Annotated in this window: 14 protein-coding genes; 3 read left to right on the top strand and 11 right to left on the bottom strand. The window is 29.9% G+C overall.

Going from position 1 to position 14,347, the window contains the following annotated elements:
- The first annotated feature begins 77 nt into the window (after positions 1–77).
- Positions 78–1,985, top strand: a complete 1,908-nt coding sequence (gene abc-f, locus AALI31_RS00690; RefSeq protein ID WP_489884604.1) for a ribosomal protection-like ABC-F family protein — start codon at positions 78–80, stop codon at positions 1,983–1,985.
- A 91-nt stretch (positions 1,986–2,076) separates the two neighbouring features.
- Here the strand turns inward: abc-f and AALI31_RS00685 are convergent, their stop codons facing one another.
- The 3 genes from AALI31_RS00685 to tsaD are packed head-to-tail and all read right to left on the bottom strand — an operon-like array spanning position 2,077 to position 5,337.
- Complete coding sequence (locus AALI31_RS00685; RefSeq protein WP_489884603.1) at positions 2,077–3,264, bottom strand: S1C family serine protease; 1,188 nt, start codon at positions 3,262–3,264, stop codon at positions 2,077–2,079.
- A 38-nt stretch (positions 3,265–3,302) separates the two neighbouring features.
- Complete coding sequence (locus AALI31_RS00680) at positions 3,303–4,316, bottom strand: alpha/beta hydrolase (protein ID WP_489884602.1); 1,014 nt, start codon at positions 4,314–4,316, stop codon at positions 3,303–3,305.
- A 16-nt stretch (positions 4,317–4,332) separates the two neighbouring features.
- Positions 4,333–5,337, bottom strand: a complete 1,005-nt coding sequence (gene tsaD / locus AALI31_RS00675; protein WP_489884601.1) for a tRNA (adenosine(37)-N6)-threonylcarbamoyltransferase complex transferase subunit TsaD — start codon at positions 5,335–5,337, stop codon at positions 4,333–4,335.
- Positions 5,338–5,454: 117 nt separating this feature from the next.
- Between tsaD and AALI31_RS00670 the strand changes: the two genes are divergently transcribed.
- Both AALI31_RS00670 and AALI31_RS00665 read left to right on the top strand, forming a co-directional pair.
- On the top strand, positions 5,455–6,087 hold the full coding sequence (locus AALI31_RS00670) for a RusA family crossover junction endodeoxyribonuclease (protein ID WP_489884600.1): 633 nt from the start codon (positions 5,455–5,457) through the stop codon (positions 6,085–6,087).
- Between the two features lie 71 nt (positions 6,088–6,158).
- A complete protein-coding gene (locus AALI31_RS00665) occupies positions 6,159–6,707 on the top strand; it encodes an NAD(P)H-dependent oxidoreductase (RefSeq protein WP_489884599.1) in 549 nt (182 codons plus the stop codon).
- 57 nt (positions 6,708–6,764) lie between these two features.
- Here the strand turns inward: AALI31_RS00665 and AALI31_RS00660 are convergent, their stop codons facing one another.
- The 8 genes from AALI31_RS00660 to AALI31_RS00625 form a co-directional block, all read right to left on the bottom strand.
- Positions 6,765–7,955, bottom strand: a complete 1,191-nt coding sequence (locus tag AALI31_RS00660; RefSeq protein WP_489884598.1) for a pectin acetylesterase-family hydrolase — start codon at positions 7,953–7,955, stop codon at positions 6,765–6,767.
- Positions 7,956–8,139: 184 nt separating this feature from the next.
- Positions 8,140–8,721: a sulfurtransferase-like selenium metabolism protein YedF gene (yedF, locus tag AALI31_RS00655; protein ID WP_489884597.1), complete on the bottom strand. Its 582-nt coding sequence runs from the start codon at positions 8,719–8,721 to the stop codon at positions 8,140–8,142.
- 20 nt (positions 8,722–8,741) lie between these two features.
- Complete coding sequence (locus AALI31_RS00650; protein ID WP_489884596.1) at positions 8,742–10,241, bottom strand: hypothetical protein; 1,500 nt, start codon at positions 10,239–10,241, stop codon at positions 8,742–8,744.
- Complete coding sequence (locus AALI31_RS00645; protein WP_489884595.1) at positions 10,228–11,670, bottom strand: sensor histidine kinase; 1,443 nt, start codon at positions 11,668–11,670, stop codon at positions 10,228–10,230. The genes AALI31_RS00650 and AALI31_RS00645 overlap by 14 nt, the downstream gene beginning before the upstream one ends.
- Positions 11,660–12,349, bottom strand: coding sequence for a response regulator transcription factor (locus AALI31_RS00640; protein ID WP_489884594.1), 690 nt, complete (start codon positions 12,347–12,349; stop codon positions 11,660–11,662). Before AALI31_RS00640 ends, AALI31_RS00645 begins: the two co-directional genes overlap by 11 nt.
- A gap of 154 nt (positions 12,350–12,503) precedes the next feature.
- Complete coding sequence (locus AALI31_RS00635; RefSeq protein WP_489884593.1) at positions 12,504–12,626, bottom strand: hypothetical protein; 123 nt, start codon at positions 12,624–12,626, stop codon at positions 12,504–12,506.
- 165 nt (positions 12,627–12,791) lie between these two features.
- Positions 12,792–13,619, bottom strand: a complete 828-nt coding sequence (locus AALI31_RS00630; RefSeq protein ID WP_489884592.1) for a polysaccharide deacetylase family protein — start codon at positions 13,617–13,619, stop codon at positions 12,792–12,794.
- A gap of 14 nt (positions 13,620–13,633) precedes the next feature.
- Complete coding sequence (locus tag AALI31_RS00625) at positions 13,634–14,278, bottom strand: beta/alpha barrel domain-containing protein (protein WP_489884591.1); 645 nt, start codon at positions 14,276–14,278, stop codon at positions 13,634–13,636.
- Positions 14,279–14,347: the final 69 nt, after the last annotated feature.

Below are 14,347 nucleotides of genomic sequence, written 5' to 3'. Positions count from 1 at the left end.
TAAATATGCTATAATTACTACCAAGTACTTTACTTTTAAATACTTAAATCTAAATTTTTACATACTAGGGTGAAATAATGATTGCTATCAGTCTTAAAAATGTTTATAAAAGTTTTGGTATAAATAATGTACTATCCAATATTTCATTCAACGTAAATATTGGAGATAAAGTCGGACTAATTGGACAAAATGGAGGTGGAAAATCCACACTCTTAAAAATAATTTCCAATCAAATTAGTTTAGATGCTGGTGAGATATTTATACAAAGATCTAAAACTATTGGATATTTAAGTCAAAATTCTAATTTTAATGAAGAATTATCTATTTATGAAAATGCTCTTTTAAGTTTCGAAGACTTAATTAATATAGAAAATAAATTAAATAATTTACAAATATCTTTGGAATCTAATCAGGATAGCGAAACAATAAATAAATATACCGAACTTCTAAATAAATTTAAAATTTCTGGAGGATACAATTATAAAAATGAAACTATAAGAATTTTAAAGTACTTAAAATTCAATGACAATGAAATATATCAAAATGCCAAGAATTTAAGTGGAGGTGAAAAAAAACGCCTTGACTTAGTAAAACTACTCCTTAAAAACCCTGATATAATTCTCCTTGATGAACCTACAAACCATCTAGATCTAGATTCAATTGAATGGCTTGAAAATTACTTAAAAAGCTACAAAGGTACGTTAATTGTAATATCACATGATAGATACTTTTTAGATAAAATTGTAAATAAAATATTTGAACTCGAGAACTCAAAAATATTAACTTTCAACTCTAATTATACAAAATTCATGGAATTAAAGAAAAATTATCAAAAAGACTTGTTACACAAGTATAATACTCAACAAAAATTTTTAAAAAGAGAACAAGAAATCATTAGAGTCTATAAATCAAAATATAGTGAAAAACGTATAAAAGCTGCTGAAAGTCGTGAAAAAAGATTGAATAAAATTAATTTAATTGAACAGCCTAAATCCGTACCTAGAATTAACGATATAAGCTTTGATTTTATTGAAAAAACCGGTAATGATATACTCAAAATTAAAAATCTATCAAAATACTTCGGAGATAAAAAAATATTTGAAAATATAAACATGTCTGTCATTAAAAATCAAAAATTAGCTATAATAGGTCGCAATGGTATTGGCAAAACCACACTTTTTAAAATTATATGTGGTAAAGAGAATCCAACAAAGGGAGAAATAATATTTGGAAAAGGTCTCAATATATCGTACTACGACCAAGAACAATCAGATTTGGACAATAATAAAAGTATTATTGAAGAAATTCAAAACTCCTTTCCTCATGTTTCAATTCAAAATATAAGACGTTATTTATCAAACTTTCTGTTTAAAAACGATGATATTAATAAGAAAATATCCCTTCTTAGCGGTGGAGAAAAATGTAGGTTAAACCTAATCAAAATTCTGCTCTCAAACCCTAATGTATTACTTATGGATGAACCTACAAACCATTTAGATATTTATACAAGAGAAATACTAGAAAATGCATTAATTAATTTCAAAGGAACATGTATAATCATATCTCACGATAGGTATTTTTTAAATAGAGTGGTAGATAAAATATATGATTTTAAAAATGATGGCATGATCGAATATATAGGCAATTATGACTATTACATAAACAAGCAAGCAAATCCTCAAAGATTTGATAACTCAATCTCCATAGATGATATTATAAGTGACACTAATCCAAAACATCATAAAAAGATAATTAAAGATAAAATTACTAAAAAAAGTAAAATGGGTAAAGTATATTCAAAAAAAATTGAAAAAATAGAAGATAATATTACAAACATTGAAAGTGAAATTTTATATCTCCAAAATGAACTTACTAAACAGGAAGTTTATTCTAATTACGTAAAAGTAAATGAAATTAATGATAGCTTGATTAAGCTCAGGCAAACTCTATCTGAATTATATGAAAATTGGGAAAAATTAATTTAAGATTATCCTGTTATAAAATCAATCCTTATATTTAAACTTAATATATTAAAATAAAAAGGGGCTCGATTTCACATCGTACCCCTTCTCTCATTTATTCATCTAAAGTTAAATTCAACGTCCTATTGCTTCCATCTCTGTATATCACAACCTCAATTACATCGCCAACGCTATGCCCAGACTTTATTTCATTAACATCATCAAAAGTCTTAACTTCTCTTCCTCCAAACCTTACTAAAACATCTCCACTTCTTATTCCAGCTTTTTCAGCATTGGAAAATTCCTCAACTTCAACAACATAAATTCCCTCTGGTAGATTCAAATTTTGAGAAATCTCAGAATCAATAACTCTGCCCTTTATTCCTATCCTCAATATAGGCTTAGATAATTCATCTAACTTCTGTTTAGCTTGATTAATTGGTATTGCAAATCCTATACCTTCAACAGATACAGTTCCTGAAGAATTATACTTAACAGTATTTATACCAATAACTTCTCCTCTCGAATTTATAAGAGGTCCTCCGCTATTCCCAGGATTTATGGCAGCATCCGTTTGTAAAACCGTTAAAGTTTTTCCATCAACAGTTACATCTCTATCCAAAGCACTCACTATTCCTGATGTCGTTGTACCTAAAAACTCCTTAGCTAGTGGTGAACCTATAGCTACAACAGATTCCCCAACCAACAATTTATCAGAATCACCTAAAGCAGCTGTAGCAGGTACCGCAATTGAACTATCTGTAACTTTAATCAGAGCAATATCATTTTCACTATCATAATTTATAACTTTTGCATCTACCTCAGTACCATCGTAAAAAATAACCTTAACTATTTGTGCATTTTCAACAACATGATAATTAGTCAAAATATGCCCCTCTTCGTTTATTATGAATCCAGACCCTATACCTTCCCTCTGCATCAATCCAAAAACTCCAGTACTAACTATATCCTTAGTACTTATTCCAACAACTGATGGTCCAACTTTTTTAGCTATTTCGGTTACCGTCAAAGCACCTTCATCTTCCTTAAAATACGTAGGTCCAACATATTCAACACCACTCGAAGATGAAATCTTAGAATATAGTGGTGTTCCCTCAAAGAAAGACATGTTAGGTAACAAATATAAAGTAGTCATACTTCCAAGAAACGAACTCACTAAAATTATCAATACCAAAACGATGATCCCGAAGCCTCTTTTTAATCTTTTGCCACTATTTGCTACAATCTCAATACTTTTATTTGACGAACTGTATTCTTTTTGATCATTAAAATTATTATCCATCTTTATGGTATCCCCCCTAAAAATTACTAGGACTCTTTTTAATTTACCTTAAAACTCATATTTAAAATCAACTCAGCCAAATAGCTAGAATTCGAATAAGTAAACTCATTTAAATCATCGATATAAATAATTTCTGCATTTTTAAAATGATTCTTTAAAATATTTTCCCTATCCTCATTCTTATTTTGAGTCGACTCAATTATCACGATTGGTATATTGTAAATTCCAAAACTATCAAAATCAAACTTACTCAAATACTTTTTCATACTACTCTTCTCTTTAGAAACAATGCTATAATAATCTCTACTAACCATTCTGCTTAGATAACTGTCCTTATTTCTAGATACAGCCTTTTCCCTATATAAATCGATATAATCATTCCCTAACATGGAAAATTTATCGAGCATTCTTGGTATACCAAGGTTTGAAAATAATTTTAATACAGCATTTTTGAAATCCTCGAAAATATCACTTAGATAATTCCTTTCATTATCTCCAAATATAGGAGGATTGATCAATATCATACCTCCAACTTCATCTTCATATCTTTTCAAGTGCTCGAGATGAATTAAAGTCCCATAACCTTCGCTAACCAAAATACGCTTCCCACTATACCCTGAATTTGTAACTAAGCTATTAAGTATCTCACTCTGAAGTTCAACTGAGACACTTCCCTTCCAAAAGTCACTTCCACCATACCCAAGCCTGTCATAATAAATCATCTTAGTTCCACTAATAGGATTTATTATCACTTGATTCCACTGAAGGAGAGTCTTCCCTATATCAGATTCAAACAAAACGACAGATGAACCATTTCCAGAAATCCCATATGCCAATATGTAATCATCATAACTTCCTAATCTATGAGAGCTTCTAAGCGAATTCAATGCATTACTATTTTGAGCAGATTCATTCAAAACACCAATGAATATGGACAAGCAAAAAACAAAAATGATAACTTCCAATATAATCTTTCTAACTTTCCTTCTTTTGGGACTTACATATTTACTGTTACTTTTATACACAGAATTTGAATGTTCTATAAATTTCATAACCTCACCGTACTTCTTAAAATTTTATATTTGGTGAAACGTTAAGCGTATAACTACTACCCCCATTCTTCATATAAGAATAATACGCAGCCGATGCAATCATAGCCCCATTATCGGTACTTAGAATACTACTTGGAAAATACAAACTCAGTCCTTTAAAATAATCCCTAAATCTACCTCTCAAATAACTATTAGCAGAAACTCCTCCAACGACACAAAGCTTATTAGCTTTGTAGATATCCACTGCTTTACTCACACTATGTATCAACATATCAATTGCTGTTTTCTGAAAAGCAGCACATATATCTTCTCTATTTAAGTCGCCACCTTCCAATTCAAACTTACGTATGTAATTCAAAACAGAAGACTTAAGTCCACTATATGAGAAATCCAAAGTATTATCCTCAAATTTACTCTTTGGAAATTTAATAATGCCTTCGTCTCCTTTTCGTGCAAGTCTTTCTACATTAGGTCCACCAGGATATGATAGATTTAATTTTCTAGCTACCTTATCAAAAACTTCTCCTATGGCATCATCTCGTGTTTCAGCAATCTTCTCATATACACCATAATCCAAAACCCGCAAAAGCATAGTGTGCCCACCAGAGACTACCAAACTCAAAAATGGAGGAACTAAATCTCTATTTTCGAGAAAACACGAACTAATATGTCCCTCTATATGATTTACACCTACAAACTCCTTATCCATAGCATAGCTCAAAGCCTTTGCATATTGTAAACCAACCAAAAGTGATCCCACCAATCCTGGACCATAAGTAGCAGCTACAATATCTATATCTTTTAATTCGATTTCACATTCACTAAGGGCTTCATCAACCACAATGCTTATGACCTCTAAATGGCTTCTCGATGCCACCTCTGGAACAACTCCCCCAAACTCATTGTGTACATCTATTTGAGAAAAAATCTTATTTGATAGTATATCTCTACCATTTCTGACCACTGCCACAGAAGTTTCATCACAACTAGTTTCGATAGCTAAAACCACTTTATCTCCCATAAATCAAACCACTTCCCTAATCACAAGTTTGAAAGTTTTCAAACTTTGTTATATCTTATATTATAAATAAATTTTTTTTCATTATCAAACTAAATATTATATTTTAAAGGAGAAGTCATGGAAAATATAGTAAAAGTAATAGTTCCTGGTACTCCAATATCTAAATCAAATTTCAAACTCTATTCAAAAAACGGTAGGTATATTCTCCCTTATAACTCTGGAAAATATTATGACAGATATGGTGTATACGAACAACAAATAGCTTATGAAGTTAAACGTCAGTGCCCAAATGTTATATTTGATTCATCCCTCACGGCAATTTTAAAAGTGTTTTACAAGTATGAAAAAAAACATCCCGACACAATCAATATAACGAAAAGTATATTTGATGGTATTGAAAAGAGTGGATTGATATTAAATGATTCTCAAATAACCAAAATATATGTTGAAGAATTCTATGATCGAGAAAATCCTAGATTTGAATTAACACTCTTTGAAAATCATTTATTTGATTTTGATATTTCAATTAGAAAGAAAGATTCTCCATCAAATAAAATTACCTATACCAAATCTTTAAATAGTAAAAAAGTACTTACGCACTACATCAAAAATGATCAAGAGGTTAAAGATGAAATAGATTTAATTTGCTACGGTTGCGAAAACAAAATTATAAATAATGATTATGTAAAAATGTCAAAATCTAATTTGGTATTGTGCAAAAAATGTTTACACAAATCCAAATCTACATAATTTAAATATTCTATATCATAAATTACATTTGCTATAATGTACATGAATTATGATTTAATGGAGGAAAATAAATGAAAAATATATTGATAGTAAATGGTCATACCTATATGAACAAATCAATAGCAAACAAAAGAGTTATGGATATCTTGAAAGAGAAATATCCAAATGCCGTCATCAATGAATTAGTGTCCCTTTATCCAGACTACAGGATAAATGTTGAAAAGGAAAAACAAAAATTGATACATGCAGATACCATAATTATACAATCTCCACTATTCTGGTTTTCTTTGACATCACTTGTTATGAGGTGGATAGAGGAAGTATTTACTCACGGATTTGCTTATGGAAGTGAAGGATGTGCTCTCGAGGGTAAAAAGGTTATCGTTGGTATTACAGCCGGTTCTTCTAATGAAGATTATAGCAATGGTAAAGTTGGCATATCAATTGATGAAATTATTAAAACGCTCGAAGTTACATTTAAATTTTGCAAAATGGATTTCTTGGGAACCGTATTCACTGGCAGTATGTTTAACACTGGAAACAGTACCCAAGAAGAGATATTAAATATGGAGAAACTAGCAGAAAAACACTGCAACGACATATTTAAATTTATACAATAATAGTTTTAAAGATTAGAATAAGAGTCTTACAATTTGTAAAATTAAATATAGAATATTTTAAGTCTCACTAATGGATTTATCAATAAGGTCTAAACCATAATCGTGAGACTTTCCTTCCATCCCATCAAGTATCCATTCTGCAACAGATTTATTTTGTTTTTCGAAAGGAAGCCAAACTGCTGGAGTTGCTATTATAGTATGTGCAGTCATATCCCTTGGGTCATTATACCACGCAACACCATTCCAAATAAACAAACTCACATTCTCTTCCTTGAATTTAGAAACACTCTCCCTCAATATATTTTCAAAGTTATCAGCCCGTTTTTCATCAACATCCATAATGCCATTATCAAAATAATTTTGAACTTTTGCCAAATCGCCATCTCTAGTTGAACAGGTGAAGAAAAGATTTATATTATTTCCATATTTCTCACGTAACGCAACAAAACAATCTAAAGTTAAGTTATCTGTATCTAGCTTATCTGATATTTCTTTTGGTGTCTCCCATACATTTTCTGCAACATCATGCCAATCATCTTTCAAAAGTAGTGCCGAATCCACAAAAACATTTTTACTTTCTGCATTTGGAAAATAATTTGAAAATATATCATCAGATAATAAAGCAGCAGCAAATCCTCCTGCACTATATCCAGTCACAAGTACTCTATCAACATTATCAATACCTGCTACCTTCATAATCTCTCCCATAGCTTCTGTATAATTGACATATCCATTATGATATAAAATTTTCTGGTTTCCATTATTATCAATATAAGAAAATTCACCAGTACCAGAATGAAAATCTCCAGTCGCATATGGAAAAAGTATAATATTCCAATCTTTAAATGGATTTCCCTCTATATCAGATGCAAGACCTCCCATGTTCATTGTGACATTCGATAATATATCAATAAATATCTCTGTAGTATTATAAGTTTTATCTCTTGCTGTTTCCTCGTTAACACTCACACCACCCCCAGCAAAATATAAGAGGACTTTATTTTCATTTCCCTTTCTAAAAAATGCACGATACCTTGAACCTTCTGAGGTTTTCATTTTATCATTTGTTACACGATACCATTTCCCAATTTTAGGATTATTTGTTAATTTCGGATACTGCAATATAAACGCATATATAAAAATTCCCACTACAATCAAAACCAAAATAAATATTCCTAATATCTTACAAACTTTTTTCATAATTCTATTTTTCCTTTCTTCAAAACTCACATACCAGTAATTCCACAACAAATATATCATCCTATCAATTTAGAGGCAATTAATTTTAAAAAATGGAAATTTGTATAATTTTAAATAGCTAAACTTCAATTCACTCTTCTTGGAAATTACTCACAAATCAAATGAGAGAATTTTTAAAACAAAAAGGTGCATAGAGAAAATCTATAACACCTTTACACCAAATCCAACACCTCTATATCCTTATAACACTTTCGCTATTATTTAGAATCTCAGTTATAGAATATATATTTGTGATTTCACAAAACTTAACCCTATCATTTAGCCCATAATAATCTACGCAAACCCCGCAAGCCAAAATGGAAGTTCCTAAATTTTTCAAAGACTCTAAACTTTTTAAAATTCCTGATTCTTCAATTAAGAGCTTAACTCCAGAATTTATAAATATAACATTACTAGGCAAAGTTATACTCTCACTTAGAGAATAAAAATAGGACTTCATTAAAGTTTTTGAAATTTCCTCATCTCCATGTCCAAACAAGTTACTCATAACCAAAACAGAAAAATTATTTATCTGAAACTTTTCATTAGACAATCTCTCATTACCATCGAATATAACTTCAAATATGTAAATATCTTGACTCTGATTTGCTGAGTAATTGATTTTGTTATTCTCAAGATACTTCTTAATGTTCAAGAAAGAAACCTCATTATCGAGTATAATTTTAAAATCTACATTTCTATTATTGTTTATAAAATTCCTAGTTTCTACTAATGGAATCGGACAGCTCTTATTTCTTAAATCCAGCTCTCTCACAAACAAACACCCCGCAAAGCTTATTTAATATTATTTAACAATTCATTTAACTTTTTCGCTTCCTCATTTAGATACCACTCACTTAAAATGACCTCATCACCTTTTTCAATTGAAAATTCACCTATAACATTACTGCTTATCTCATTACCTATTATTTTATGCATATACATATTCTCTTCGGTAAGAGTAGCAATAATATCCCTGTTTGGGGAAACAAATGCATCTAAAACGTTCGGTTGTTTTAATTTTATCCTTCCGAGATTTACAGATAGATCATTGTTTCTCACGAGATCCTCATTTGGCAAAACATTTATATCAAAATCAATAGGTGTGGAATCATATCCGATTTTTGGATTTATTCTTCCTCTCAGAAACCAACTTCCTGCATATCTTGATAGTTTAAAACTATCTTCCCTAATCTCACTATCATACGTTTCAAGATCTTTGTTATCAATAGACTCTATAAATTTCTTTCTACTTTCACAAAAGTCTTTTTTATTACTCTTAAATATGTCAGAGAACTTTAGCCTTTTCTCGATATACGGTTCTTCAATAGACAATACAGCTATTTTGTTAGTATTTATTTTCCCCAAATACTCAGTATTTTGATCGTAATTAATTCCTATATAATTTTGATTAACGTAGGTAATATCTATAAACTGATTTATAAACTCTTCGTTTGTGTTATTTGATTTTAACGTATCTTCACTCATTCCATCGTTATCAAATTGAAGTTTTGTCGCAATTATCTTTTCATATAAATTATTCTTTTCACTCGACTCGACCTTCACCTCAAATATGCTATCATTTTTAGGAATAATTATACTGCTAAATACCCTATACGAATAACCACCTTCACTATTTTGGTAAAACCAAATAGTATTATAACTGCTTTTGGCTATTGACGAATCACTCACCTTCCTCTGAGATTTAAAGGATATCAAAAAACCTGTATCTATAATATCCTTACCCTGTTCATTTAAAATATTATTTTTAAAATTATCCTTAACATAATTTTCTAAATCCTCATCTATATCACTGCTAAATCTTTTTAGCACATACATAATATCGTCTAGATTATAAAACAAAATCGTATCATCATCATATCTTAGAAATTCATATACATTCTTTTCCTTATCCTGTATGGAAAATATATTAATTTCCTTATCATCAAGATTTAGAAAAGAGAAATCACTTATCTTGAACTTTATTCTCATGTAATCATTTAGAGTTGATGTTTTAACTTCATAGTTCGCATACTCAAACAAAGTATCATTAACTCTCAAATAGTCATTTGATATAAATAAATAACTATTTACAGGAATCTTAGGTACCGTTAGAGAACTCGTTTTATACATGTAATAAAAATTCTCCACAGTCCACGTACCTTTAATCATAATACTGTCAACTTTAGGTGCCACGAGGAGACTATCTAAACTAGCATTAAAAGTTGAACAGGAAATCAATAATATCAATAAAACAAATGAACAAATACTTTTAATGAATTTAATTAGTTTCATCTATCCTCCTAAAAACTATAGGCAATTTTAAAGTAACCTTTGTCCATTTACCATAAACGCTATCCACTTCAAGACTTCCACCGTGAAGCCTCATAATTTCATCACTTATAGATAACCCTAGACCATTTTTAGATTTACTTGTTTTTCCTTTGAAGAATTTTTCTTTAACCTTAGAAAGCTCGTCCTTAGGTATTCCTATACCATTATCGATTATGTCGACAATAACGAAGTTTTGCTCCTTAAATATTGAATATCTAACTTCTATTTCCCCATTATCCTTTAAAAATTTTATAGAATTATCTAAGACATTTACAAACACTTGTTTCAATCTATTAAAGTCCACTGTTAAATCCAGATTTTCTTCCGGATAATTATGTATAAACTTAAATCCTTCTCTCTCTTCCCTTGGTTTTATATAACTAAGTATGTAATTATTAATATCAGACATTAATATGGTATCATATTTTAATGTGACCTTATGAGATATAAATTTTGAAAAATCTAATAATTCTTCAACCATAGTAGATAACCTATCAGTTTCACTTTCTATTATTTTGAGTCCATCCAAAACCCCAGGATTATCAAATTTCCCATACTGAAGAGTTATAGCCCATCCCTTAATTGAGGTGAGAGGTGTTCTAAGTTCATGGGAAACTGTGGATATAAAATCATTTTTCAGTTCATCTTTTTTAGATATCTCATCGGCCATATAATTAAGAGTACCTCCCAAAACCCCGACTTCATTTTTTGGAAGATTTGTGCATCTCACATCGAGATGACCTAAAGCCATTTTATTTGCAATACCAATAAGAGATTTTATTGGATCGACTATTCTATTTGCAACAACTCCAACTATAATTATGTAAAATACAAGTGCCACAATAGCTGCCAAGACAAATGTAAGAATTATACTCCTTATGTTTTGATTAGCAGATTCTAGAGACACTATGAATCTTACGATTCCAACAACTTGATTATAGTTTTTTACAGGATATGCAATAGACATAACCTCTGATTTAGAATATGGAACTTTCCCAATCCAATTCCCCAATTGTCCACTTAAAGCTAACCTGAAATCCATAGTATCAATAGCATTTTTATGTACAACTCCTAGAGAATCCATTAAAACTTTACCATCTAAATTTATAATTTGAACTTGAGCATTAGTAGTATTTGAGAAATTATCAAAATCCAATAACACTGCAGTTTCCAACGACAAGTTAGAAATACTTTTTTGGTAACTATTTACAGCAACGGAGATTTGGCTTGATAGATTATCGGAAATAGTCTTTCTATATGCCTCTCGTACATAGTAATATAGACTTACAGACAATGCCAGTATTATAAAAATAAATATACTTATAGAACTCTTTATAATACTTGACCTAATGCTATTGTTAAACATAGATGTTTTAAACTTATTTTTCATTATTCCATCTATATCCTGTTCCCCAAACTGTTTCTATGTACTTAGGCTTAGAAGACTCATCCTCAATTTTTGATCTCAATCTTCTTATATTGACGTCAACTATTTTCAGATCTCCAAAATAATTATACCCCCAAATCATATTCATGAGTTCATCACGACTTAAGGCTTTCCCCGGATTTTCAATAAATATTTTAAACAGCATGTACTCCTTAGGGGTTACATCAATCTCCTTATCATTTTTGTATATTTTTTGGGAATACAAATCTAATCTAAACGGACCATTTAAGATCATATCACTACTAAACTTTTCATCTATCCTCCTTATTAAAGCTTTAACTCTAAGCATGACCTCAAGAGGATTAAATGGTTTAACAACATAGTCATCAGCTCCAAACTCAAGTCCCATAACTCTTTCCATTTCTTGAGAGCGAGCAGTCAACATTATTATACCCATTTTAGGAAAATGCTTTCTCAAATTTGAGCAAACCTGAAAGCCATCCATATCACCTTCAAGTCCAATATCTAGAAGAACAACTTGAGGTTTTTCAAGCAAAGCAATCTCGATAGCCTTATCTCCACGATCGGCCTCAAGTACACTAAATCCCTCTCTATCGAAATTTATCTTCAAGAACTGTCTTATACTCAATTCATTTTCAACTAATAAAATTTTCTTTTCCATAATAAACCTCATAAAATATCTATAATTAATTGGTATTACAAATACACTGAAGTGAGTTTAGGGCAATACATTCCCCTTTTACCTCATAAAATCTAACCTAATCTCAAAGTAATATACACATATTACATGTACCAATTTAGCCTAAATAAAATTTCTAAATTCTATAATAAGTATTTATAAATTCAGAAACTCCGAAATCCTTAAAATTAACCACCATTCTTAAAACTTCTGGTCCCATTATACCATAATTTAGCATGAGTTTAAACAATGCACTCATCAATATCCATCTAATTTTAACAAACTAAACACTTACAAATCAAAACTTGAAAACCTGAAAAATTAAAAATATGCGTAATCATAAACAAATTACACATTAACTAAATTATAGATTACATATAACACAAAAAAGTGATAAGCACAAATCGTGCCTACCACCCTACGATTAATACATAGTTCTAAATTGATATCCATTTTCCTTGAAGTAATCGATAATCCTAGGTAACGCTTGAACAGTAGCATAACCAGCCTTACCTGCAAAATCATGCATCAATAAAACTACAAAATCAGAACTATTAGCAGTCATTATGGCATTTTGTACAAGGACATCTGGACTTTTAATAACACCTCCATCAGCATCACCATTCAAAGCATTCCATTCAATAACTGAATACCCTGCACTATTTAACCTTTCAAGGTTTTGATTCTGATTTTTCCAAGACCTCAACCCTCCAGGAAGCCTCAAAACTCTAGTCTCAAATTCATCTCCCAAAATATCTTTCATTATACTATGGGATTTATCCATATCAGCAATAAGATTATTGTAATTTATAACTCTCCCAGGATATAAATACGAATAATTATGACTATATCCATGATTCGCTATTGCATGTCCTTCATTCAAAACCCTCTTAAGAATTTCTTCATATTCCACACCCTTATTCAAATTAGCACCTAAAACAAAAAACGTAGCTCTTATATTATATTCTTTAAGAATATCTAAAACTTGAGGAGTATTATCAAGAGAGGGTCCATCATCAAAAGTTAGAAAAACGATTTTCTCATCATCATAAGACACCCCATTAAACAACCTATTTTGGATTTTAAAAGAATCATACGAATATCTTCCGCCTTCGATGGTTGTATTTCCATTCTTCATAATATCCTTAGGACTATAATTCAATTGATCAATAGAACTTTTTACACTTATACCAACACCAAAAATAAAACATACCACAATCCAAATGGTACGAACAAACTTTCTTAAAAACATGAACCTTCACCCAACTAAGACATAACTTCAATAAACTCATTAACTTTATACTGAGGAGTACAAAACTTAGAATTAAGTATTATATTATTAAATCCCATACCAAAAATACTACTACAATTAAAAACCTTTTTGTATGTAGAATTAAATACAATTGGAACATTGAGAGATTTAATCAAATCATTATTAATCAAACTTAAGTCACCATTGATTGAAATAGCATCAAACCCAAGATTATATACATTTTTTATATCATCTATACTCGATACTTCACCAATAAATTTTAACTCAGGAAAAACAGACCTTATTTTATAATAAAACTCCTGAATTATTTGATTACTCGGCCTAATCTTCATAGACGCATCCAAATAAACTATTTCGGCTCCAGCTTTTGCAAGTTCATGAATTTCACTAATAGTAGGAGTAATATTAACAAAACTATTAGGATAAATCCTATTTATATATCCTATAACCTTAACATCGGGTGTAGAATATTTTACATCTAAAACCAAATTATAAGAATTAACCTTCACTGCTACAAGTCTATCAAACAGATTACCTAATGACAAAACAAACTTATTTAATATGTAAGAATTCATATTTATATTATTAGATAAATAATCCAAAGATAAAATGAACCCCTTATGTAAAAACCCAGACATGTAAGAAATCCTCACATAAACAAATAATAAGAAAAGAAGCAAGACGAACCTCACTTCTACAGAAAAAAA

Source organism: Anisomitus miae (SeqCode) (assembly GCF_054906395.1).
The sequence above is the reverse complement of the archived record's forward strand: the minus strand, read 5'-3'. Positions and strand labels throughout refer to the sequence as shown.

Coding starts and splice junctions, on each gene's coding strand:
- AALI31_RS00670 (WP_489884600.1), top strand. CDS start 5,455: ATGGAAAATATAGTAAAAGTAATAGTTCCTGGTACTCCAATATCTAAA.
- AALI31_RS00645 (WP_489884595.1), bottom strand. CDS start 11,670: ATGAAAAATAAGTTTAAAACATCTATGTTTAACAATAGCATTAGGTCA.
- abc-f (WP_489884604.1), top strand. CDS start 78: ATGATTGCTATCAGTCTTAAAAATGTTTATAAAAGTTTTGGTATAAAT.
- AALI31_RS00625 (WP_489884591.1), bottom strand. CDS start 14,278: ATGTCTGGGTTTTTACATAAGGGGTTCATTTTATCTTTGGATTATTTA.
- AALI31_RS00685 (WP_489884603.1), bottom strand. CDS start 3,264: ATGGATAATAATTTTAATGATCAAAAAGAATACAGTTCGTCAAATAAA.
- AALI31_RS00680 (WP_489884602.1), bottom strand. CDS start 4,316: ATGAAATTTATAGAACATTCAAATTCTGTGTATAAAAGTAACAGTAAA.
- tsaD (WP_489884601.1), bottom strand. CDS start 5,337: ATGGGAGATAAAGTGGTTTTAGCTATCGAAACTAGTTGTGATGAAACT.
- AALI31_RS00635 (WP_489884593.1), bottom strand. CDS start 12,626: ATGAGTGCATTGTTTAAACTCATGCTAAATTATGGTATAATGGGACCA.
- AALI31_RS00640 (WP_489884594.1), bottom strand. CDS start 12,349: ATGGAAAAGAAAATTTTATTAGTTGAAAATGAATTGAGTATAAGACAG.
- AALI31_RS00650 (WP_489884596.1), bottom strand. CDS start 10,241: ATGAAACTAATTAAATTCATTAAAAGTATTTGTTCATTTGTTTTATTG.
- AALI31_RS00665 (WP_489884599.1), top strand. CDS start 6,159: ATGAAAAATATATTGATAGTAAATGGTCATACCTATATGAACAAATCA.
- AALI31_RS00630 (WP_489884592.1), bottom strand. CDS start 13,619: ATGTTTTTAAGAAAGTTTGTTCGTACCATTTGGATTGTGGTATGTTTT.